Here is a 22,470-nt window from a genome sequence, read left to right as displayed (position 1 = left end):
ATGCCCGGGCGTCAACAAAGTCCCGCAGCCGCTTCCGTGTTCGGTTCAGGTCAGGACCAGACACGTGGGGCTATTGACGGCAAACTGCCGGACGGGTTCCGGATTAGGTATACCGTCCGTGCCGATGGACAGCACGCTGATCCGGTGCGAGCGCTCGTTCGCGACGTAGAGCCGTGGTCCGTCCAGCACAATATGCCGCGGCCATTGCCCGCCGCTTGGCACTCGGGCCAGTACGCGGGGATCTGCGTCCGTGCTGATGGCCGGCACCTCGAGGACCACGATGACGTCCGGTCCGCGCACCGCCACGTACAGGTTGCCGCCGTCATCGCTCAGGTGCAGGGCCGACGGCGCAGCCTGGGTTTCGGTGCCCCGGGCGGCAAGAGCCACGTCCGAGGCCCAGATCCATCCGTCGGCGCTTCGGCGAAAGCGATGCAGGCGGGCGTCAAGCTCGCCTGCCACCAGTAGGTCCTCGCCGGCCTCCGACACCCGATGCACCAAATGCCTCGGCCCGGCCCCGGCAGGGAGCTGCGCACTGCATAACAGGGTCAGCGTCCCGGTGGGAGCCAAAGAATATTCGTCCACCCGGTCCGTCCCCAGGTCACAGACCAGCACCGTTTCCCGCTGGGTCAGGGTGACCTGGTGGGCGTGCGGGCTCCGCTGCCGGTCTGAGTCGGGCCCGCTTCCCGTGTTTTCCGCCAGCGAGGTCAGCGGCGACAAGGCGCCGTCACGGACCGGGATGACGGCGACCATTCCGGAGGAATAGTTGGCCACCAACAAATGACCGCCCCGGACGGTCAGATCACAGGGATCACTCCCGCCGCTGGAGGTCCGCGAGCGCAGTGAAAGGTCTGCCCGGTTCAGGGACACCACGGTGCCGGCCTGCTGCTCCTCCACCGCGTAGATGACATCGTCGGGGCTGGCACTATCGGGGCTGGCACTATCGCCGGGTGTTGGCGCGGCAACGGCCAGGAACGACGGGTTCCGCACCCCGGAGCTGACCTGCCGCACCCGCACCGGCAAGCCGGCGTCGTCGAGCACTACGGCACTGATACCTACGCCAGTCCCGCTGCCGGGTTCTGTATAGCTGCCCACCCACAGTGTGCGTTTCATCCCGTTATCCTCTCACCACGCGCCGCTCCGGTGCGGATCAGGCAGAATTGGCTGTATGAGCAACCGGGACTCCACCGAAATTTCCATCCGCGACGATATGATCCGGCTGGGGCAGCTGCTGAAACTGGCGTCCCTGGTCGAAGACGGAGTAGAGGCTGCCGAAGTTATCAGGAACGGGCTGGTGCAGGTCAACGGCGAGATCGAAGAACGCAGGGGACGCCAGCTCCATGCCGGGGACACCGTAACCGTCAATGGCGAAACGGTACGGATAGCGGCTCCCTGACCGGTGGTCTTGCCTAACCGGCTTACCCATGGAGCGCGGCTTACCCGACGAGAGCAGCCTTACCCCTTGAGCACGGTCATGGACAGGAATTCCTTGACGTGCGCCATTTCCTGGGCGTTGATGCCGTGCCAGATTCCGGTGTAGAGGATCTTGGTCAGCTTCGAATGCGTGCGCAGCCACGTTGCGGTGTACTCCACGGCCTCGGCCGGAATCACCGGATCCGCCTGATCGCGGCCCCAAAAAACCGGGAGTTGGTCGGCGGCGAGTTCCGCGTCGTAGAAAAATCCGTTCCCCTCGGTTCCGGCATCAACAACAAAACCGGACAGTCCGACGACGGCGGCGTAGTCATGCGGCCGGTGCCGCGCCAGGGACGTGGCCATGCACATGCCCTGCGAGAATCCGAGCAATGTTACGCTGCTGTGCTGCCCCCGGACGGTGTCCAGCCAAGCCGTCACTGCCGCCGTCGCCGACTTCACGTTCTCCACCGCATAGGACACGTCAGAGCGTAACGGAAACCAGGAATAGCCGGGCCCGGTCCGCTCCGGTCCGCGCAGCGACGCGACGGTAAATTCCTCCGGCAGTGTCTGCGCCAGGCTGAAGAGGTCGGCCTCGTCGGCACCGTAGCCGTGCAGCATCAGCAGCAGCGGCGTTCCGCTGCGCTCCGATTCGGCTTTGGACCACGTCACGATGGGGGCCCAGTTGTGGACATTCGTTGCTTCTGTCATCTGTCCACGATACCTACCAGCCGGAACCGCTCGAGCACCACCTGGGTCTGGTCGTCAACCGTGAAATCCGGACGATTAAGCGCGGCCCGCATCTGAGCGCTGTGCCAGTACGCTTCGTGCTCCGCCCGCCATTGGGCGACCGAGGTGTGTCCCTCGCCCTCGTCCACGACGTGCTGGAGATCCACCCGGTCCAAAGCGCATACCTCGACGCCGGTCACTTCCAGCACCGCCACCCGCCGCAGTTGGGAATCGACCACCGCTGACCGCTCCCCGACGCGGGGAAGCGCCTCGCCGCAGACCTCGTAGTCAATGACCAGGCCGGTGGTGCTGGTCTTGCTGCCGGCCAGGATGGCGGTGACAAGTTGGTCCCTGAGCGGGCCGGGAAACCCGAATTCCGCAACAGGAAGGGACGCGAGCTCCTCGGGCGAATAGTCGATGGTCATTCCTGCACCGTCCTCGTTGTCTTCGCCGCCGCATCATCCGGACCCGCATTCGCAGTGCCCGGCGGGCTCCGGAAGGAGACCATCCGGCTGACCGTCTCCCAGCCCAGTTTGGTATACAACCGTTGACCTCCCGGTGATGCCGCGAGCAGCCCGGTGTGCGCTCCCCGCCCGACCGCCCACTGGGTCAACGCCTCCATAATGCGGCTGCCCAGCCCCTGCCGCCGGAAGCTGGGCATCGTCTCAATCCGGTCAAAGACAGCTGACGGCCCGACTACCCCGCCCCGGCTACTGGTTCCGGCGAGCGCAACACTTCCAATTGCGGCAATTTCCCCACCGCGCTGCAGCCGCGCGTGGGCCGTTCGCCCGTCGTCAGCAATCCGGACCCAGTCTTCCATCAGCACCTCGTCATCGCTTTGTACGTCCTTGATGCTGCGGACCATGAACGCTTCTCCGTCGACGGCGACGTCCAGCTCCGGGGCCAGCAGCCTGAAGCGGTTCGGGTCCGAACTGAAGACGGTCAACCAGACGTCGGATTGTTGGGCCACGACTTTGGCGAGCCCGGCAAACTCGTCCTCGTCCGGGTCCGCCAACACGTACTCCAGACGGCGCGAGGCGCCGTTGACCGTGATGCGCAGTACGCGGTCGATTCGTTCCAGCGAAAGTTTCCGCGTGCAGGCCCAGCCCCCTGCCCACGCCTCGACGAGCTGCGGAAGGTCGGCTGCCCGCATGGCTGCTCCATCATCCGGGCAGCCATCCCGGGCTGCCATCAGAGGGTGCCTCCGGTGTGCATGAACGGCGTTGTCGTCGCCAGCTCCACGAAACCCAACCGCTGCAGAATCGGCCGACTCTGCGCCGACGCGTCCACCTGGACGTAGCGGAATCCACGGTCCGCAGCCAGCGCGGCACGGTAGGCCACCAATGCCCGGAACACTCCCTGGCCGCGCCACGCGGGCACGGTGCCGCCGCCCCAGATACTTGCAAAGTCGGTACCAGGTTGAAATTCCACCCGCCCCGCGGCGACCGGTATTCCGTCCGCCATGGCGACCACTCCGGCCACGGTTTCGCAATCGTCCGCCAGCCCCGCCAGCAGAAGCCGGCCGATGGCGCTATGGTCCCCGCCAAAGACCTGGTCATGGACGGCGACGACGGCCGCAGCGCCTTGGGCATCGACCACGGGGAAAAGTTCCACCCCCGCCGGCAACCGGAGATTAAGCTCCAAATCCGACATTTCAGCGACCAGCAACGTCTCCGCGGGTTCGGCCGTGAGCCCGGCTGCCAGAAGCCGCCGCGGCAGATCCGCCGGCTGATCGTAGGAATAGTGCTTCCATTCCCAGTGCCGGCCTGCTCCTGCAAAGCGATCAACTTCCGCTGCGATGGCAGCGTCGGCAGTGGCTTCCGCCAAGTCGCTGAAGGTGACGCCGGCCCAATCATCGCCAATGTGCCCGACAACTGAGCGCTCACTTGCGCACGACCGCTCCGAGCGTCGGCGTATTTGCTCATTGAAGGCTGCGAGTACGGTGTCCTTATTCATGCTGATTCTCCATTTGCAGAAGTCAATCAGAACCCCGTCACGTTGGGAAGCCACCCCGTCCGGTCAAGCCAGCCCAGCACCCCGGGGTCGCGCTACACCAGGGGAAAGCGGCAGGATGGAGAAATGATTCCCAGCCGAAAGCGCGCCCATGATTGAGCAGACCATCCCCATCGTCTCCGAGCAGCTGCCCGCCAGGCTGCACCCCTGGCACCGATACGTTGCCATGGGTGACTCCTTCACCGAAGGCATCGGCGATCCCGAACCAGCCAGTCCCGGAGGCCACCGCGGCTGGGCAGACCGGTTGGCAGAAGAGCTCAGCCGCGGGCATGAGGATTTCGCCTACGCGAACCTCGCTATCCGGGGTCGATTGCTGCAGCAGATCCTGGCTGAGCAGTTGGAACCGGCCTTGGCGCTCAAGCCTGAGCTGATTTCAATCTCCGCCGGCGGCAATGACCTGATCCGGCCGGGCTCGGACCCGGACGCGCTGGCCGAATCGCTGGACGGAGCAGTGGAACGGATGACGGCGGCGGGAGCAACCGTGCTGCTGTTCAACGGGCCCGATATCCGGGACACCCCGGTGCTGGGCCTGGTCCGCGGGAGAGTTGCCATCTTCAACGAAAACCTGCGCACCATCGCCGCACGCCACGAAGCCATCATCGCGGATATGTGGTCGCTGCGGCAGCTGACGGATCCACAAATGTGGGCCGGGGACAGGCTGCATTTCTCGCCGCTGGGGCACCACACCATCACGTTGATGGCTTTGGAGGCGCTGAACGTACCGCATACCCTTCAGGCCCAGTTCCCTAAGCCGCTTGCGGTGCGGAACTGGCGCACGGCCCGGTCGGAGGACCTGGTCTGGGCACGCGAATTCTTTGTCCCCTGGGTGCTCCGACGGGTACGCCATCAGTCCTCCGGCGACGGGGTCAGTGCGAAACGGCCGACGGCGGGCCCGATCTTTGGCCCCGGGATGCCTCCCGGGGCCGCGGAATAATACGAGCGATACCCAGAGATAAGGAACCTGCCGTGCCTGATCCGAATCCCGCGTTACATTTCAGTCCGTCCTAGTTACTTACCCCCTCTGGTTTGAAATCGCCGGGCGAAGAAGGCCTGGTACGATCCGATGACCATGCAGACGAGGTACCATTTCCGACGCTGAATAATCGTCCGCCCGTGCGGACATTCTGCGCGGTTGAGACCCGCTGACCCGGCCAGCGTCGGCTGACCCGTTCCCGATTGAGCAGCACATGTCCCCTACGAGCCTCAAAAGGGCAGGTGCTCCGCAAACGATGAGTCAGCGAAGAAGGTTCCGCGCAGCAGCTCCCCGACGGCGTTGGTCTCAGTGAGGAAACCGTCGTGGCCGATCCCGGACTCGATGGTGTGCACGGCAACGTCTCCGGGCAGCGCCGCGGCCAGTTCATCCGACTGGACGGGGAAGTACAACCTGTCGCTCGCTACCGCTGCGACCAGAAATTCGACGCCGGCAGCGGCCGCCAATGCTTCGCGCAGCGGACCCCTGTCCCGGCCAACGTCGTGGCTCATCAAGGCTTCAGTGATCACAATATAACTATTGGCATCGAAGCGTCCGGCGAGTTTTTGCGCCTGATGGTCCAGATAGCCTTCCACCTGGTACCGCTCTCCCGCGGACGAGCCGGCGATGTTGCGGATCCGCCGCTGACTGACCGGTGCCTCCCCCGGTTGCGCCCTGCGTCCAAAACGTGCTGACATTTCCGGCTCGGACCGGTAGGTGATGTGGGCAATCCGGCGTGCCAGGCCGAGTCCGGCAACCGGCGCGGCGCCGTCGTAATAATCGCCGCCTGCGAAGTCCTGGTCCAGCCGGATGGCGAGCACCTGGGCCTGCGCATACGCAATCTGCTCTGCCGTGCTGGCTGCACAGGCGGCGACGACGGCGCACCGGCGGACCCGTTCGGGCAGCGTTACTGCCCACTCCAGCGCACGGGCCCCGCCCATCGACCCACCGACGGCCGCAAACCAGGCGGTGATGCCCAGTTGGTCCGCGAGCCGCGCCTCCGCCTGGACGGAATCACGAAGGGTGACAAACGGGAATCGAGACCCCCAGGGCCGCCCGTCCGGTGCGATGCTGGATGGGCCGGTGCTGCCATAACAGCCACCGAGCATATTCGCGCAGACCACGAAGTACCTGTCAGTATCGATCGCCCGGCCCGGGCCCACTAGCCCTTCCCACCAGCCGGCGTCGGCGGAATCCCCGCGCGAAACGTGCGTGCTGCCGGTGAGCGCGTGCGCGATCAGGACGGCATTGGAGGCATCGCTGTTCAGTGTCCCCCAGGTTTCATAGGCGAGCGTGACGTCAGGCAAGCGTCCACCGGCCTCCAGGTCGAGCTCACCGATCCGCGCGTACTGAATCCTGCCGTCGGCCTCCAGCCCGCCGTCGGACCGCAAGCGCGGCGCGGTGGCTGGCGCAGATGTTGTGCCCGGGGTGTCGAACGGCATCCCGGGCACAGTGGGGGCGCTCACGCCGTTTTCGCCGCCCGGAAGCCGGCCTGAAGGTCCGCGAGAATGTCGGTAATGTTTTCCAGTCCGACGGACAACCGCACCAGGCCCGGTTCCACTCCGGCCGCGCGCTGCTGCTCCGGCGTAAGTTGTGCATGCGTTGTGGACGCCGGATGGATCACCAGCGAGCGGACGTCGCCCAGATTTGCCACGTGCGAATGCAGTTCAAGACCGTCCACAAAGCGTTTCCCGGCTTCCAGGCCGCCCTTGATATTGAAGGCGATAACGGCGCCGGTGCCCTTGGGTCCGTACTTGCGGCCGCGTTCAAACCACGGGCTCGACGGCAGGCCGGCATAGGCGACGGATTCCACGTTCTCGTTGGCCTCCAGCCAAGTGGCCACCTTGACGGCATTTTCCACGTGACGCTCCACACGCAGGCTCAGCGTTTCCAGACCCTGGGCAATCAGGAACGAATTGAACGGCGCGACGGCGGATCCCAGATCGCGCAGCAGCTGCACCCGGGCCTTGAGAATGTAGGAAAGGTTCGCCCCCAGCGCTCCGTCCGCGCCCAGGTCGCGCCCGTAGACAAGGCCGTTGTAGCTGGGATCCGGGGTATTGAAGCCCGGGAACCGCTCCGGCTCCGTCGTGTAGTCGAACGTGCCGCCGTCGACAATCACGCCCGCAATAGCGGTACCGTGGCCACCCAGGTACTTCGTGGCCGAATGAACGACGACGTCGGCACCCCACTCGAGCGGCCGGATCAGGTACGGCGTGGAGAGAGTGTTGTCCACGATCAGCGGCACGCCTGCCTCGTGGGCGGCGGCGCTGATGCCCTCGATGTCCAGTACATCCTGGCGCGGGTTGGACACGACCTCGCCGAAGAAGAGCTTGGTGTTCGGCCGGACGGCGTCCCGCCACTGCTGGAGATTGTCCGGGTCCGCAACGAAGGTCACCTTGATGCCGAACTTCTTCAGGGTGTGCGCAAAGAGATTGAACGTCCCGCCGTAGAGGTTGGGGCTGGAGACTATGTGGTCTCCCGCCTGGGCAATATTGAGCACGGCAAAGGTGGAGGCGGCCTGTCCGGAGGAGAGCAGGAGTGCACCGGCTCCACCTTCCAGGCTGGCGATGCGCTGCTCGACGGCATCCTGGGTGGGGTTGCCGATCCGGGTGTAGATCGGGGAGAGCTCCGTCAGCGCGAACCGGTTGGCCGCACTTTCCGTGCTCGGAAAGACGAAGGACGTGGTCTGGTAAATCGGCAGCGCCCGGGCACCGGTGGTGGCATCGGGTTCCTGGCCGACGTGGATCTGGCGGGTTTCAAATGACCATGCATTGCTCATGGAGGCTCCTCGTAACCGGGTCACCAAATACATCCGGGGGCAGTTGAGGGAAGTGCCCGCTCTGCCGAGCCAGGATGGTTCTGTGACCTGCGCTTGCACTTAACCGTGTGGTTAAGGCCTGGTCTTCACCCGGGGCACCCCACCGCAGTGGAGGGTTGCCGGCCAGCGAGCCGGGGCTTGTCGCTGGCACTCATGACCTCACACCAGTGTGGGCGACCGTGCCGATGGTGGCAATAAGATGACGCTAATGTGACGTTCCCCGTGCTGACTGTGGTCCGCCGCATGGAACCCGCACCGGAGGTCCCATCTTGGTAAGCCGCACCTAACTCGAGACGCTCCTCACAAAGTGCCAAGATGAACGGCATGCGCATGGATCATGTTTCTTACGCCTGTGAATCAGATGGTTTGGCCGCCACCGCTGCCCGTATTTCCGATGCCCTGGGTATTGAACGTGTACGGGGTGGAGTTCATCCCCGGTTCGGGACCCGCAACATCATTTTTCCGCTGACGGATCATCATTATTTGGAGGTTGTGGAGGTGCTGGAACACCCGGCATCGGACAAGGCTCCCTTCGGACAGGCCGTGCGCGCACGCTCGGCCGCAGGCGGCGGTTGGATGGGCTGGTGTGTCGCGGTGGATGACCTCTCCCCCTTCGAAGAACGCCTCGGCCGCAGCGCCGTTCCCGGCAATCGGAAGTTCCCGGACGGGCAGGAACTCATCTGGCAGCAGATCGGCATTAAGGGACTCATCGCCGATCCCCAGGTTCCCTACATGCTCAAGTGGGAAGGCGATCCGGCCCTGCACCCATCGCTGGCCAACCCGACGAACGTCAGGCTGACGAAGCTGACCATTGCCGGCAGCGCCGAACGGGTCACGCAGTGGCTCGGCGAGCCCGTGGAGAAGCCGCTGGATGACGTTGCCGTGGAATGGATCGCACCGCGCGGCACGCCGGGCATCATGAGCGTTACGTTCGAGACCGCGAACGGACTGGTCACTATTTAGCTGCGTCTCCTGTTAGCCCGGTAGCTACGTCGGTCTCTCAGCCAAAGCCGAGCGCCGGACCCCCGACGAAGGCTGCAATATCCAGCAGCGCGTGCGCAATCACCAGCGGCGTAAGCCGGCCAAAGCGCCGGTAGACCCAGCAGAAGATCAAACCCATCACGAAATTTCCCACGAACGGGCCGAACCCTTGGTACAGGTGGTAGCTGCCGCGCAGCAGCGAGCTGGTCAAAACCGCTGCCATCGCTGACCAGCCGAACCTGCCAAAGCGTTCCAGCAGGAATCCGACGACGATGACCTCTTCAACGATGGCATGCCGGACGGCCGACAGCACCAGTACCGGCACCGTCCACCAATAGGTATTGAGCGCACTGGGGATTATCTCCGTGGTAATGCCCAGCGCCCGCCCGACGGCATAAAGTCCCAGGGATGGAATGCCGATCAAGGCCGCCAGCCCCAGACCCCAAAAAAAATCCCGGCCGGGGCGCCGAAGCGTAAATCCGAGCTTTTGGAAGGCGGATTGTCCGGGCTGCCAAAGCAGGTACAGCACCAGGGCCACCGGAACCAGCGCGAAGACAATACTCAGCAGCTGATATGTCAGGTCGAAGTACTCCCGGGAGCTTTGGGCCGTATTCAGCGTAGACGTCCCCTGGGCCAGCGGCGCACGGGACAGCTTGTCCAGCAGCTGTACGACGGAGTAAACGGCTGACTGACCTAACGAAAGTCCCAGCACAATCCATACTTCGACGCGCAGCCCCAGACGCGTAGTTCCAGTTGACGAGTTCATACGTCTATTTTGCCGCTATTGTGCTGACCGTTTCTGTCCACAGCGCAGCTGGCGGGAGCCACGATTACTTCGATCTTGTTCCGTTCGAAGGCCGCCAGCTCATCGGCGGTGATTCCCGGATCAGTAATGAGCTTGTGGAAGTGATAGCCCTCCATGGTGGCAAAGGCCCGCTTGCCGATCTTGGACGAGTCCGCCAGCATGTAGGCCTCGGATGCCCGCCGCGCCATCAGGGAGTTGACCGTCGCCTCGCCCTCATCGTCAATGGTGGGGCCGACCTCCGGATCAATGCCGTCGACACCGATGAACGCAAAATCCAGCGCCACCTTTTGCAGGATGATGTCCGTATACGGGCCCACCAATTCATAGGACCGCGGATTGACGATCCCGCCGGTGACCATGATTTTGAAGTTCGGCCGGACCACGAGCTGCGCTGCAATATTGATCGCGTTGGTCACCACAGTCAATGTGGGTCTGATGGAGTGTTCCATCAGGTCCGTCCGGGTGGAGAGGATCTGCGCCAGCGCCGTGCTGGTGGTTCCCCCACAGAGCCCGATCACGGCACCTTTGGGCACCAGGGCGCTGGCGGCGCGGGCGATCTGCTGCTTTTGCTCCCCGTTGTCGTCGCGGTTGTAACGCCCGGGCAGGTCGTAGGCGACAGAGCCCTGGACGGCCCCACCGCGGGTGCGGGTGAGCAGCCGCTCGTTGGCCAGCGAGTCGAGGTCCCGTCGTGCAGTGGCCGGTGAAACACCGAGGCGTGTGACAATTTTTTCCACCTCGATCTGTCCGGAATTGGCCAATAAATCCAGGATCGCGTTCAGCCGCTCGGTCCGGTTCATTCGCCGGACTGCCCGGACATCCGAACCGGACCGGACTCCGGCTCAGCCCCGGCCGGTGGCACATCAGCGAACAAACGCAGCAGCCGCGCCACCTCCGGAATCAGTGCGTCCCGACCGGCGCGCAGGTACTTCCGCGAGTCGACGTCGGCGGGATTGGCCGCGAGATACCCGCGCACGGCGCGGGTGAAGAACCCGTTCAGGTGTGTTGAGACATTGATCTTGGTCATCCCTGCGGCGATCCCTGCCACGATCGCATCGTCCGGAACCCCGGAGGAACCGTGCAATACCAGCGGCACCTGCAGAGCCGCCTTGAGCACCGTAATCCGGCCCAGATCCAGCGCTGCGCTGCGCTGCGTCATGGCATGCGAAGAGCCGACGGCGACGGCGAGCGCATCCACGCCCGTGGCGGCCACGAACGCCGCAGCCTCGTCCGGGTCGGTCAGCACGCCGGGCGCATGAGCTCCGTCCTTGCCGCCCACCTTCCCCAACTCGGCCTCGACGTACACGCCGCGGGCATGTGCGTAGTCGGTGACGCGCCGCGTCACCGCGACGTTTTGAGCGTACTCAAGGCCGCCGCCGTCGTACATAATGGATCCGAAACCCAGCTCCACCGCCTGATAGGCCAGCTGCTCATCCTCGGCGTGATCCAGGTGCACCGCAACCGGAACGGACGCAGCGCGGGCGGCCGCGAGCGTGGCCAGTGCCAGCGGTTCAAGACCGCCATGGTATTTGGCACAGTTTTCCGAGATCTGCAGAATCAGCGGCAGCCCGGCCCGCTCCGCTCCCGCGACCAGGCCCTCAACGGTCTCCAAATGGATAACGTTGAACGCACCCTGCCCGGTCCCGGCGGCCGCGGCCGCTTCCAATAATTTCCGTGCCGGGGTCAGTCCCATGGTGTCCTTGCGTTGTTGGTGGTGTGTCCGCTGACGATCAGCCGGGCGGCTAAGTCCTGATACTGCGGGGAAATTTCGCCCGCCCCGGGCACCAGCACCGCGGCCGCGCTCCAGGCCGTGGCGCGCCGCAGGATTTCTTCGGTATCGCTGATGCCGGAGGCCAGCGCGACGGCGGCGGCGCTCACGGCCGCGTCCCCGGCCCCGGTCGGGTTTCCCTGCAGCGCTTCCGGCAGGCGGGCGCTCAGGTACCGATCCGGGCTTCGGGCGTCAAAGGCCAGCATGCCGTCGGCTCCGGCGCTGACCAGCACCATCCGTGCCCCCATTCCCACCAGTTTCCGCGCAGCGCAGACCAGATCGCTCTCGCCGAGGGCCGCAACGAGTTCCTCATTATTGGGTTTGAGCAGGTCCGCCCCGGCCCTCGCGGCCGCCAGCAGACCGGGCCCGGACGTGTCAATCACCGCCGGCACGCCCGCCTGCTGAGCCAACGCCACAATGGTCGGGTAGAAATCCGCCGGGGCCTTATCCGGCAGGCTCCCCGAGCCCACCAGCACGCCCGCGGTCCCGAGGCTTTCGGCGACGGCGGCAGCGAGCCGCTGCCAGTCTCCGGCGGTGAGCTCGGGGCCTGCTTCGTTGAAGATACTCGTATTCCCCGCGACCGTGTCCACCAAGGCGATGGTCCGCCGCGTCGCGGAGGCGACCGGAATCAGCCGGTGCGGGACTCCGCTGCGGCCCAGTTCCCGGGCGAACTCGGCTCCGGTGCTGCCCCCGGCGGTGGCGATGGCCAGCGTCACAAAACCCAGCTGGTGCGCGACCCGGGAGACATTGATACCCTTTCCCCCGGCGCGCGAGAGCGGAGCCGACACGCGGTGTGAACCGCCCGGATGCACGCCGGCCACCGTGTAGGTCAGGTCCACCGCGGGATTCGGCGTGACGGTGACGATGACTCCCGGTGTTCCGGCAGATGGTCTTCCGGCAGATGTTGGGCCGGCAGATGCTGGGCCGGCAGATGGTGGGCCGGCAGATGCTAAGCCGGCAGGTGCTAAGCCGGCAGGTGCTGCCGAGTCGCTCACAGCGGCCCCCGTCGTTGCGTCAGCAGGTCACGGGCCTTCAGCGCCGAGCCGATCAATCCGGAATTCTGTCCGAGTTCCGCGGCCACCAAGTGCGGGCGGCGATGGAACGTCAGGAGAGAGTCCACCCGTTCGGCCAGCGGCACCAGCAGGGCCTCCCCGGATTCCGCCAGTCCACCGCCGAGGACCACGGTTTCGGTTCCCAGGATGGACACGCATTGGGCGATGCTGAACGCCAGCGCGGCGACGGCATCGGCCCAGACCCCGGCGGCCAGGACGTCCCCGGCTCCGGCGCGCTCCAGCACATCGCGCGCGCCATTCACCGGCGTTCCGCTGAATTGTTCGTACCGTCGGGAAATTCCGCCGGCCGAGCCGATGGATTCGAGGATCTGCAGGGTCCTGTCAGCCGCGGGGACCATCGCATGACCCAGCTCCCCGGCAAAGCCGCCGCCTCTCAGGCGCCGCCCGTCGCTGAACACGGCGCCGGCAATCCCGGTTCCAATCACCAGTACGACGACGTCCGACTGGCCGCGCGCCGCGCCGATTCGGAATTCAGCCTCCCCCGCCATGCTGACGTCGTGTCCAAATGCCACCGGTAGGCCCAGCCGGGACTCAAGCCGCTCGACGAAAGGGTAGTTCCGCCAGCCCAGGTTCGCCGAGAGCAGTCCCACCCCTGCCGCCTCGTCCACTAGCCCCGGGACAGTGACGCCCACCGCGACCGGTGCAGGTTCGGGATGGCTGCGCCCGTAGTGCTCCGTGAGCTCCACGATCCGCTGCACGATCGCATCTCCCCGACCTGCGGTGTACCCCGGCACGGCGCCGTCGTGCATTGACCGATCACCCGCTGGCCCGGTGCCCGCCGCAGACCTGGTGCCGGCCGCCGGCTCCAGACACTGCGGCTCCAGACACTGCGGCGTCGGGAACCGCTGCAGATCACGGACCACGGTGTCACCGGGCTCAATGGGTCCAGTCAGGATTCCCGACTTCATGTCCGTGCCGCCCACGTCAAAGGCAAGGACCGCCGGCAGGGCGCCGGCCTGCGTTGCCCGGGTGTTCATTGAGTCAGTTGGCATCGGGTTAGTCGGCATTGAGTCAGTTGGCATTGAGTCAGTCAACCGTCATTTACTGCGCAGCGTTGAGAATCACCGAGCGCGAGAGATTGCGGGGTGCATCCGGATCCAGGCCGCGGGCACGGGCGCGCTCCAGTGTCACACGGTGTACGCGGGCCAGGTCAGCCAGCGGGTGCATGCCGGAGTTGACCAGTATTGCACCGGTCTTGGCGACGTCGCCGCCCAGCCCCGCCGGCAGCTCGCCGAACATCCAGGTCACGCGGTTCGGTGCGGCGATGGCGATCGGGCCGTGCCGGTATTCCATCGCCGGATAGCTCTCGGTCCAGCTCTGCACGGCCTCACGCATTTTCAGGCCTGCCTCATGCGCCAGCCCGACGGTCCAGCCGCGGCCCAGGAAGGTGAACTGTTCGGCATCGATCAGCTCCTGCTCCACGGGCGCGGAGAGTGCGGTTTTGGCATCCTCAACAGCCGCGCTCAGGTCCATGCCCAGGCTGGTGAGCAGATAGGTCAGGGCAGTGGTGGCGAAACGGGTCTGTACTACGGATTTCTCATCGGCATAGGGAAGTTCGACGACGGCGTCCGCCAGCGACATAATCGGCGAGTCCAGATCCCCCACCAGCGCTACGGTCCGTACTTTGCCTTTGAGCCGCTGCAGGATTTCCAGCACCTCCGACGTCGTACCGGAGCGTGTGATGGCAACGACGGCGTCATACTCCCTGTCCGCACCCAAAAACGCTTCGGAGGCGGCGAATGAGTCCGTCACGCCCTTGCCCGCAGTCTCGCGTGCCGATGCGTAGCTCTGCGCCATGAACCAGGAGGTACCGCAGCCGATCACGGCGACCCGATCGCCGTCGGCGGGCAATAGCCTCCCTTCCTCACCGTCTGCAAGTGCCTGCGCAATGGCACGCGCCCACACGCGGGGCTGGCTGCTCAGTTCTTCGTCCATATGTGGGCCGCCGTTGGCATTTGCGGGACCAGCATCTGCGGGACCAGCATCTGCGGGACCAGCGGCGCCAGGGACGTTGGAAACAGAGGCTGTCGAAGTGGTGTCAGTCATCTGGTGAGATCTCCTTGGGTCCGATGGGCAGGCAAGCTGCCATTCTGCCCACAGCTTAGCACCAAATGCTTATACTTGATCGTTATCCCTCATATTCGATCATGATCAATCTCGGTTAGCCTGACTGGCGCTAGAAACCGTCATACCTGCGCAGACTTGGCCGCTGGCTCTGCGCAGGATCAATTATGCGCACGCCCGGCGCTGAACTCTGCGCAGGTTTGACCGGCGCTGGCGCGTTCACCGCCCCGTCCGCGGTCCCTCAGACAGAATGGCTCTGCCGGACGCCGGCGCGCCAGACGGCCGCGGTCAGCGGAATCCCGGGACGGTAGGCCAGATGCGTTGCTGCGGGGGCGTTCAGCAAATGCAGATCCGCCCTATGCCCGACGGCGATCGAGCCCACCGCCCGGACGCCGTCGGCATCCATTCCGCTTTCCCGTCCAAGTGCGAGCGCACCTCCGTACGTGGCAGCGCGCACGGCTTCGTGAACGCTGAGCCCCATCTGCAGCACCGCCGTTGTCACACAGAATGCCATCGAGCTGGTGTACGACGTTCCGGGGTTGCAGTTGGAGGCGAGCGCCAGCTGCACGCCGGCATCGAGCAGCTGCCGCCCCGGTGCCAGCGGCTGGCGGGTGGACAGGTCGCACGCGGGCAGTGCCGTCGCCACCGTGCCGCGGGCGCCGTGCCCGGTTACCGCATCCCAGCCGGACCAGCTCTCGGCAAGGGAGGCGACGTCGTCGTCGTCCAGGTAGTTCACGTGGTCCACGCTGGCGGCGCCGAATTCGGTGGCCAGCCGCACGCCGGCACCAGTGCCCAGCTGGTTACCGTGCACCCGCAACCCGAGCCCGGCGTCCCGGCAGGAGGTGAGCACACGGCGGGACTGCTCCTCGGAGAAAGCGCCACGTTCACAGAAAACATCCGCCCAGCGCACGTACGGCCGGACGGCGTCCAGCATGGGGCCGCACACCAGGTCCGTGTATTCGTCCGGATCCGCACCCGCCGGCACCAAATGGGCGCCCAAATACGTCACCTCATCCACCACGGTGGAGGCGATCCGGGCGCTGCGGGCCTCGTTCTCCACATCCAGCCCGTACCCCGTTTTAGTCTCTATGTAGGTGGTGCCCTGGGAAACGGCCTCCGCCACCCGGCCCATCGCCAGCCGGGTCAGGTCGAAGTCCCCTGTACTGCGCGTAGCCTCCATAGTGACGGCGATGCCCCCGGCGCTGTAGCTCTGTCCTGCCATCCGAGCTTCAAATTCCGCGGTCCGGTCGCCTGCAAAAATCAGGTGTGTATGCGAGTCCACCCAGCCGGGCAACAGCGCGCGGCCACCCGCGTCGAAGGACTCGTCGGCCGCCGGTGCGGAGGCGGCCGGCCCCAGCCAGCTGACCCGTTCCCCTTCCAGCACGACGGCGGCGTCCCGAAGGACTGCGGCATCCGCCCCGTTGCGCAGGTCCTGGGTCATCAGCTCGCCGATATTCGTAATCACAAGGCTCATGAGTCAACCCTACGGCCGGTGCTAGTGCAGATTATTGTCACCGGGCGCCGTAGAGTCCGGGATCCCGGACGTTCCGAGGTCAGCATTAGCCGACGCAACATGAGCGTGTCTGGACAAAATGTTGCGCCAGGGCTTTGTTAATTACGGGAAGCTGCGAGGAAGATAGAAGTATGACTTTCGCTTCCCTGCTGGCCTTTGCCGGTTTGTGCCTCCTGCTGGCCCTGACGCCCGGACCGGATACCTTTTTGGTATTGCGGACCTCGCTGCGCCGCGTCGGGGCAGGACTGGCGACGGCGGCAGGTTGTTCCGTCGCGGGGATAGTTTGGGCCCTGCTGGTCGGGGTCGGACTGGCCGCTCTGCTGGAACAATCAGCCGAGCTGTTTCGCTGGCTGAAGATTGCCGGCGGCGTATACCTGCTCTATCTCGGAGTGTCCGCTTTCCTGCGCGGTCGCCGCGAACGCGCCCGGATGGCTGCCAAGACCGCAGAGGCCGCCGCAAAGTCGGTGCCGTTGCCGGGGCAGTTATCCGGGCAGCAGGACGGCCAGGCAGCCGGTCGAGCCGCCGGGTCCCCCGAATTGCAGGCAGCTGGACGGAGCCAGGGGCGGGGGCGGCAATCCAGCTGGAAAGGCAATCTAGCGGGTTTTGGTGCCGGGGCTCTCTCCACCCTATTGAACCCTAAGGTCGGATTGTTTTACCTCGCTCTGGTTCCCCAGTTCATTCCCCACGGCGGCAACACTCTGCTGACCGCACTGGTGCTGGGCGGGGTGGAGGCCCTGATCGGCGGCGCATATCTGTCCCTGGTGGCCTTTGCCGCTGCCAAAGCCATGGGATTACTGCGCAAACCTAGGGTGGAGCTGTGGCTGGACCGTGCCAGCAACACCATCATCGGCGGGCTGGGCCTCGGTATTCTGGTATCCAGCGCCGCCAATTGAAACGCCGTGCCCGGATTGCAGCGAGGGTCGTTCCCCTAATGTCCGACTGAGGCAAACGTGACGATAGTCAATGACTGCTGCGCGTGCTGTCGTGGAGAAGGAATCCGGCTATTACCGCAAAACCCGACAGTAGGCAGGATAGCGCCGCTGTCGAGAGCACCCCCGGCCAAGGTGCCCCGCTGAACGAAAGACTCCCCAAATGCTGAATCCGGGGAACCATGGAATCCGAGAACAGCATGGGAGCCAGCAATAGTCCCAGCCGATCAGAACCATAATGCCGCCAATAGCCCACGGCGCCGAAGATCCATCCGGCCCTGGGACGATGTCCTCCGCCTTCCAGGCCACTGGCGCTCCGTCTGCATCGACCGGAAAGATAGTGACGCTGTCGTGCTTGTTATTGCTGCCGCCTCGGCCGCTGCCGACCGGACCGTTCAACTCGATCACTGTAGGACCAGCCGCAGCTTCCATAGGGCACGCGTTCTGCGTGGGCTGTGCCGTTAGCCCGCGGATCTGCAGGACGGCAAAGCCGCCGAGGCAGGCTGCCCCCACCGTGAGCATGCTTGGCGCGAGCGAAGGAAGCCGGTAAATCCACGGCAGACTCTGGTCAGACTGCCAGGCTGTTGGGTCGGTGGAAACGAACGCATCCCGGAATAGACTGACAGCAAAGAAGCAGACGAATGCACTCGCAGCCAGGAAAAGGCCCAGCAGCAGCAGGCCAATCCGAAACTGCAGTGTCCTCGCTCCCGATCGCGCTGCGCGAAGGAAAATCAATCCGCCGCCGATCCCCAATCCGGCTAAGAGCAGATCGGGCAAAAAACACCGACAGTAACCAACAGTACCGCCATCATCGCGAGCGCCAGTGAACCGCCCGATCGTGGAAAATGTCCGTCCTCTGCGGCAGGAATGGATGTGACGGCCCTGACGGTATCGATAGCTTGGCTGGTCTCGCCGGTCGTGGACGCCTCGACTCTCCTGCCGGCGTTGCCGGACTTAACGCCTCGCCGGAGTTGTCGACATTAACGGCCTTGCCGGCTCCGGACAACTCGGCGTCCTGCTCGATATCCTCCGGCGCCTGTTCTTCCCAACCGGGCTGATACATGGAAAGATCCCGATTGTCCGCTATCCGTTCCTTCACGTACTACTCCCCCACTTGACTGATGATTCGCAGGCCTGCCCTGCTGCCGGCGCGCCATGGCTTGAAGCGCAAGCGCATTCGCCGGGTCGGGATCACGGTTAACCGGCGCATCTCGCGCAACCCGTCCAAAAAAGGTCAGCTGCGGTCCGGTGCCAGCGCCCGCGCCACCGCACTCAGCGGACTTTCCGGGGCGAGAATCATCCCTGCGGCAAGCTTGGCCATGGCCGCGGAAGTCTGGATGCCGTAACCACCCTGTCCCGCCAGCCAGAAGAATCCTGGCGCCTCGGGATCGAACCCGACTACCGGCAGGCCGTCAGCCGCAACGGTGCGCAGGCCCGTCCAACTCCGCTCCACCGAAGTGATACCCAGTGACGTAACGGTACTGATCCGCTCGATGGCGCGGTAGACGTCAGCTTCCACCGGCCGGGCGTCCTCCGCCACGCTCGGGACGGATTCACACGGCGAGATCAGCAGACCGCTGCCCTGCGGCCGGTAGTAGAAACTGTCGTCCACGCCGGCAATCATCGGTGCCTGCGGATCGACGGGATGCTCCGTCATGACGGTGGCCGCAGTGCGTCGGTGCGGGCGCAGACCTTGGATTTCGACGCCGGCAATCACCGCCAGCGGATCGGCCCATGCGCCGGCGGCATTGACCATGATCGGGGCTTCAACAGCCTCATCCCCGGCTCCAACCAGCCACCCCGCGCTGGTGCGCTGCACGGTGTCGACAGGGGCTCCGGTGATGATCAACGCTCCGGCAGCGACCGCCCGCGACCGGTAATATTCCAGCAGCGCCGGGACGTCCACTTCCATCGCGGAATCGTCCAGGCTGGCGGCTTCGAAGGAATCCGGCCGCAAATCAGGGCACCGGGCCAGCGCCTGCGCATGACCCAGCGGCCTCAGATGGCCGTTCGCTGCCGTTCCGGCGGCCACATCCGCTTGGCTGCCGATGAAAATCAGCGGCCGCGGCAGCAGAATCGAGTGCCCCAGTTCAGCGGAAATGGAGCGAACCGCCTCGATGCTTTCCGCGGTCAGCTCCTGAATCACCGCGGGCCCATAACTGGGCTGCATCTGTCGCGCCGAGCGGGAAGAGGTGTGGTAAGCGAGGATTCCCTCCGCCTCAACCAGAACGACGGCGGCACGCGGCGCCAGCTGCCAGGCCAAAGACAGCCCGGCTATCCCGCCGCCCACGATCAGCACGTCAGTATTCACTGTGCAACCTTAGTCACTGTGCAACCTTTCGTCCGTCATCCCCTTGCAGCAGTCTAATGGCCGCTTTGTGATAGTTGAGCTGGGCGTGGTCATCCCCGCCATCCCGGTCAGACGCCTGTGCACCCGTCGACGCGTTCGCGGATAAGGTCGGCGTGACCGCAGTGCCGGGCATACTCGCCAAGCATGTGGAGGTAGATCCAGCGCAGGGTCACTTCAGCACCCATGAAAGGGCTTGTAGCGTCCAGGGCACGGGCGGCACAATTCCGGCGGGCCTGCGTAACCTCGGCCTGCCAGCTGTCCACGGCGTCCCGGAACGAGGTGCCGGTGAGATCGAACCCGCCGTCGTGCCCGTCGTGCCCGTCGTCCCCGTCAGTGCCGGCGTCCGGGGCGTAGATCGGCGGAATCTGCTCGCCCGTCAGTACCCGGCGGAACCAGTTCCGCTCCACCTCTGCCAGGTGCTGGATCAACCCGAGCAAAGTAAGCGCCGACGGTTCCACCGCGGCGTGCCGCAACTGTTCGTCGTCGAGGTTCCCGCATTTGCGAATAAGCGTCGCGCGGTAGAAATCCAGCCAGCCGGCCAAGGTGGCCCGCTCGTCGGCGTTTAAAGGGGGCATAGTGCGTTCAAATTCTGCCATGCCCTACGCTCCGCCAGCCTCAGCGCGGGCAGCAACGAAGGCACGTACACAGGTTTCGACGTCGTCCGAGCTGTGTGCGGCCGAAAGCTGCACCCGGATCCGCGCCGCGCCGCGCGGAACCACCGGGAAACTGAACGCGGTAACGTACACGCCGTGGTCCAGCATCGAATCCGCCATGGTCGCCGCGAGAACGGCGTCGCCGAACATCACCGGAACTATGGCATGCTCCCCCGGCAGCAGCTCGAAGCCCTCCTCGGTCATCCGGCGCCGGAAGTGCTCCGCGTTGCTGAACAGTGTGCTGCGCAGTTGTGCTGAGGTTTGAACCAGCTCCAGAGCCTTGAGCGTGGCGGCAACAATGGCCGGCGCCAGGGAATTGGAGAACAGGTATGGCCGGGCTTTCTGCCGGAGCATCGCAACGATTTCCGCCCGCCCGGAGACGTAGCCGCCGGACGCGCCACCGAGGGCCTTGCCGAAGGTCCCGGTGTAGATGTCCACCCGGTCCGGGACGCCGGCGTGTTCGGGCGTGCCGGCACCGGTGGCGCCCATGAAGCCGACGGCGTGGGAATCGTCAACCATCACCAGCGCTCCGTATTTGTCTGCCAGATCGCAGATGGCGGCCAGCGGGGCCAGGAAGCCGTCCATGGAGAAAACGCCGTCGGTGACAATGACGGTGCGGCGGGCGCCGGCGCCGTCATTTAGCGCAGCGGCCTCGACGAGCGCCGCCTCCAGCTCGGCCATATCCTGATTGGCATAGCGGAAGCGCTTGGCCTTGCAGAGCCGGATCCCGTCAATGATGGAGGCGTGGTTCAGCGCGTCCGAGATGACGGCGTCCTCGGGCCCGAAGAGGGATTCAAAGACTCCCCCATTGGCGTCGAAACAGGAGGAGAACAAGATGGTGTCCTCTGTACCCAGGAACGCCGAAACACGCGATTCCAGTTCCAGATGCAGGTCCTGGGTGCCGCAGATAAACCTGACCGAGGCCATGCCGAAGCCGCGTTCATCCATGGCGGACTTTGCGGTGGCAACAATCTCCGGATGGTCCGCCAGACCCAGGTAATTATTGGCGCAGAAGTTGAGCACCGGCTTGCCCTGGCCGCTGCCGTCCAGCGGGCCGGCCAGGATGTGGCTGGACTGCGCCGAGGAGATCCTGCGTTCAGTCTTGAAGAGTCCGGCCGCCCGGATTTCGTCCAATTCGGCAGCCAGTTGGTCTTTCATTGCGGTATACATACAGCCTTGCTCCTTAGAATCCGGTCCAGTCCAGCACCACTTTGCCGCCCGCGCCGGAACGCGCGGCAGCAAAGCCATCTTCCCACCGGGCCGCCGGCAGCGTGTCCGTCACCACCGCCGAAATGTGCCGATGCAGCACCGGATTGGAGGACAGCATGGCGCTCATGGCGTACCAGGTCTCAAACATCTCCCGGCCGTAGACGCCCTTGAGTGTGAGCATATGGGTGACAACCTTGCCCCAGTTGATGTCAATGGGCGCGCTGGCCAGGCCCAGCATGGCGATCCGCCCGCCGTGGTTCATATTGTCGATCATTTCCGGCAGTGCCGTGGGATGGCCGGACATTTCGAGACCGATGTCGAAGCCTTCCCGCATGCCGAGCTCACGCTGCGCGTCCTTCACCCGCGTGCTGGAAACGTCGACGGCCAGGTCAACGCCCATGCTGCGGGCCAGGTCCAGCCGAGGGGCGGAGACATCCGTAATCGCGATCTTCCGGGCGCCGGCATGACGGGCGACGGCGATTGCCATCAGTCCGATGGGTCCAGCCCCCGTGATCAGGACGTCCTCGCCGACGAGCGGGAAACTCAGGGCAGTATGCACGGCATTGCCGAATGGATCGAAGATCGCACCAAGCTCAGGGGTGACGGACGTGTCGTGGTGTACCCAGACATTAATTTCCGGGATCACCACATATTCGGCAAAGGCCCCGTCGCGCTGCACACCAACGGAGACGGTATTGATACACATCTGACGGCGCCCGGCACGGCAGTTGCGGCAGATTCCGCAGACAATATGGCCCTCGCCGGAGACCCGGTCGCCAACCTTGACGTCCCGCACCTGGGCTCCGATCTCCACGACCTCACCGTAGAACTCGTGCCCGGCAATCAGCGGCGCGTTGATGTTCTCCGCAGCCCACGCATCCCAGGACTCGATGTGCAGGTCAGTGCCGCAGATGCCGGTTGTCATGACACGGATCTTCACGTCGTCCGCCCCGACGCTCGGCTCCGGCCGGTCCACCAGCTCGAAGCCCGCATGCGGTCCGGATTTGTACAGTGCTTTCATATGACCAGTGCCTTCATTCGACCGATGCTTTCATTTGATCTGTGCCCTCATTTGATCTGTGCCCTCATCTGATCCGTTGCTTTCATGGCTGTTCCCGCTTAACGAGAACGCTCTCCCAGCGCTTCTCCCCCATTAGATGTCCCCCGATGCTTTAGAACAACCAGCAGTAA

The 22,470-nt window shown here is 64.9% G+C and carries 22 protein-coding genes and 1 riboswitch; of the genes, 4 read left to right on the top strand and 18 right to left on the bottom strand.

Annotated features, from left to right (window positions below):
* Positions 1-45 precede the first annotated feature (45 nt).
* On the bottom strand, positions 46-1,110 hold the full coding sequence (locus IV500_RS03190; protein ID WP_196395367.1) for a lactonase family protein: 1,065 nt from the start codon (positions 1,108-1,110) through the stop codon (positions 46-48).
* Positions 1,111-1,165: 55 nt separating this feature from the next.
* Here IV500_RS03190 and IV500_RS03185 point away from each other — a divergent pair, with 55 nt between their 5' ends.
* Complete coding sequence (locus tag IV500_RS03185; protein WP_196395366.1) at positions 1,166-1,393, top strand: RNA-binding S4 domain-containing protein; 228 nt, start codon at positions 1,166-1,168, stop codon at positions 1,391-1,393.
* 59 nt (positions 1,394-1,452) lie between these two features.
* Here the strand turns inward: IV500_RS03185 and IV500_RS03180 are convergent, their stop codons facing one another.
* Genes IV500_RS03180 through IV500_RS03165 form a run of 4 tightly spaced genes read right to left on the bottom strand, consistent with a single transcriptional unit; the run spans position 1,453 to position 4,092 of the window.
* On the bottom strand, positions 1,453-2,118 hold the full coding sequence (locus tag IV500_RS03180) for an alpha/beta hydrolase (protein ID WP_196395365.1): 666 nt from the start codon (positions 2,116-2,118) through the stop codon (positions 1,453-1,455).
* Complete coding sequence (locus tag IV500_RS03175; protein ID WP_196395364.1) at positions 2,115-2,561, bottom strand: ASCH domain-containing protein; 447 nt, start codon at positions 2,559-2,561, stop codon at positions 2,115-2,117. The genes IV500_RS03180 and IV500_RS03175 overlap by 4 nt, the downstream gene beginning before the upstream one ends.
* Positions 2,558-3,328 carry a GNAT family N-acetyltransferase gene (locus IV500_RS03170; protein WP_196395363.1) on the bottom strand — a complete coding sequence of 257 codons (771 nt, stop codon included), beginning with the start codon at positions 3,326-3,328 and terminating at the stop codon, positions 2,558-2,560. Before IV500_RS03170 ends, IV500_RS03175 begins: the two co-directional genes overlap by 4 nt.
* Positions 3,328-4,092 carry a GNAT family N-acetyltransferase gene (locus IV500_RS03165; protein WP_196395362.1) on the bottom strand — a complete coding sequence of 255 codons (765 nt, stop codon included), beginning with the start codon at positions 4,090-4,092 and terminating at the stop codon, positions 3,328-3,330. Before IV500_RS03165 ends, IV500_RS03170 begins: the two co-directional genes overlap by 1 nt.
* 148 nt (positions 4,093-4,240) lie before the next feature.
* On the opposite strand from IV500_RS03165, the gene IV500_RS03160 reads away from it, so the two are divergent.
* The gene (locus tag IV500_RS03160; protein ID WP_196395361.1) at positions 4,241-5,083 is read left to right on the top strand and encodes an SGNH/GDSL hydrolase family protein; all 843 of its coding nucleotides are present in this window, start codon (positions 4,241-4,243) and stop codon (positions 5,081-5,083) included.
* A 269-nt stretch (positions 5,084-5,352) separates the two neighbouring features.
* Here the strand turns inward: IV500_RS03160 and metX are convergent, their stop codons facing one another.
* On the bottom strand, positions 5,353-6,561 hold the full coding sequence (metX, locus tag IV500_RS03155) for a homoserine O-acetyltransferase MetX (RefSeq protein WP_196395406.1): 1,209 nt from the start codon (positions 6,559-6,561) through the stop codon (positions 5,353-5,355).
* Between the two features lie 20 nt (positions 6,562-6,581).
* Positions 6,582-7,898: a bifunctional o-acetylhomoserine/o-acetylserine sulfhydrylase gene (locus IV500_RS03150; protein WP_196395360.1), complete on the bottom strand. Its 1,317-nt coding sequence runs from the start codon at positions 7,896-7,898 to the stop codon at positions 6,582-6,584.
* Positions 7,899-7,982: 84 nt separating this feature from the next.
* Positions 7,983-8,096, bottom strand: a riboswitch (SAM riboswitch).
* Positions 8,097-8,261: 165 nt separating this feature from the next.
* Here IV500_RS03150 and IV500_RS03145 point away from each other — a divergent pair.
* Entirely contained in the window at positions 8,262-8,900 is a 639-nt protein-coding gene (locus IV500_RS03145; protein WP_196395405.1) for a VOC family protein, read from the top strand.
* Positions 8,901-8,937: 37 nt separating this feature from the next.
* Here the strand turns inward: IV500_RS03145 and IV500_RS03140 are convergent, their stop codons facing one another.
* The 7 genes from IV500_RS03140 to IV500_RS03110 form a co-directional block, all read right to left on the bottom strand.
* Entirely contained in the window at positions 8,938-9,684 is a 747-nt protein-coding gene (locus tag IV500_RS03140) for a CPBP family intramembrane glutamic endopeptidase (protein ID WP_196395359.1), read from the bottom strand.
* Positions 9,681-10,520: a DeoR/GlpR family DNA-binding transcription regulator gene (locus tag IV500_RS03135; RefSeq protein ID WP_196395358.1), complete on the bottom strand. Its 840-nt coding sequence runs from the start codon at positions 10,518-10,520 to the stop codon at positions 9,681-9,683. Before IV500_RS03135 ends, IV500_RS03140 begins: the two co-directional genes overlap by 4 nt.
* Positions 10,517-11,413 (bottom strand): class II fructose-bisphosphate aldolase, encoded by an 897-nt coding sequence (locus IV500_RS03130; protein ID WP_196395357.1) that lies wholly within the window; start codon positions 11,411-11,413, stop codon positions 10,517-10,519. The genes IV500_RS03135 and IV500_RS03130 overlap by 4 nt, the downstream gene beginning before the upstream one ends.
* Positions 11,404-12,354, bottom strand: a complete 951-nt coding sequence (locus IV500_RS03125) for a 1-phosphofructokinase family hexose kinase (RefSeq protein ID WP_196395404.1) — start codon at positions 12,352-12,354, stop codon at positions 11,404-11,406. The genes IV500_RS03130 and IV500_RS03125 overlap by 10 nt, the downstream gene beginning before the upstream one ends.
* Before the next feature lie 125 nt (positions 12,355-12,479).
* The gene (locus IV500_RS03120; protein WP_230854396.1) at positions 12,480-13,583 is read right to left on the bottom strand and encodes an ROK family protein; all 1,104 of its coding nucleotides are present in this window, start codon (positions 13,581-13,583) and stop codon (positions 12,480-12,482) included.
* Positions 13,584-13,602: 19 nt separating this feature from the next.
* Positions 13,603-14,496 (bottom strand): SIS domain-containing protein, encoded by an 894-nt coding sequence (locus IV500_RS03115; RefSeq protein WP_196395402.1) that lies wholly within the window; start codon positions 14,494-14,496, stop codon positions 13,603-13,605.
* A 370-nt stretch (positions 14,497-14,866) separates the two neighbouring features.
* Complete coding sequence (locus tag IV500_RS03110; RefSeq protein ID WP_196395356.1) at positions 14,867-16,099, bottom strand: amidohydrolase family protein; 1,233 nt, start codon at positions 16,097-16,099, stop codon at positions 14,867-14,869.
* A gap of 170 nt (positions 16,100-16,269) precedes the next feature.
* On the opposite strand from IV500_RS03110, the gene IV500_RS03105 reads away from it, so the two are divergent.
* Positions 16,270-17,031, top strand: coding sequence for a LysE family translocator (locus tag IV500_RS03105; protein ID WP_196395355.1), 762 nt, complete (start codon positions 16,270-16,272; stop codon positions 17,029-17,031).
* A gap of 1,270 nt (positions 17,032-18,301) precedes the next feature.
* On the opposite strand, the gene IV500_RS03100 is transcribed toward IV500_RS03105, so the two are convergent.
* From IV500_RS03100 to tdh, 4 genes are all read right to left on the bottom strand, one after another.
* Positions 18,302-19,378: an NAD(P)/FAD-dependent oxidoreductase gene (locus IV500_RS03100; RefSeq protein WP_196395354.1), complete on the bottom strand. Its 1,077-nt coding sequence runs from the start codon at positions 19,376-19,378 to the stop codon at positions 18,302-18,304.
* Between the two features lie 107 nt (positions 19,379-19,485).
* Positions 19,486-20,013, bottom strand: a complete 528-nt coding sequence (locus IV500_RS03095; RefSeq protein WP_196395353.1) for a DinB family protein — start codon at positions 20,011-20,013, stop codon at positions 19,486-19,488.
* Positions 20,014-20,016: 3 nt separating this feature from the next.
* Positions 20,017-21,240 (bottom strand): glycine C-acetyltransferase, encoded by a 1,224-nt coding sequence (locus IV500_RS03090; RefSeq protein ID WP_196395352.1) that lies wholly within the window; start codon positions 21,238-21,240, stop codon positions 20,017-20,019.
* Between the two features lie 13 nt (positions 21,241-21,253).
* On the bottom strand, positions 21,254-22,300 hold the full coding sequence (gene tdh / locus IV500_RS03085) for an L-threonine 3-dehydrogenase (protein ID WP_196395351.1): 1,047 nt from the start codon (positions 22,298-22,300) through the stop codon (positions 21,254-21,256).
* Positions 22,301-22,470: the final 170 nt, after the last annotated feature.

It is taken from the genome of Arthrobacter terrae (assembly GCF_015708085.1).
Classification (GTDB): domain Bacteria; phylum Actinomycetota; class Actinomycetes; order Actinomycetales; family Micrococcaceae; genus Arthrobacter_M; species Arthrobacter_M terrae.
Note: the sequence above shows the minus strand (reverse complement) of the source record. Positions and strands in the feature narration are given on the sequence as shown.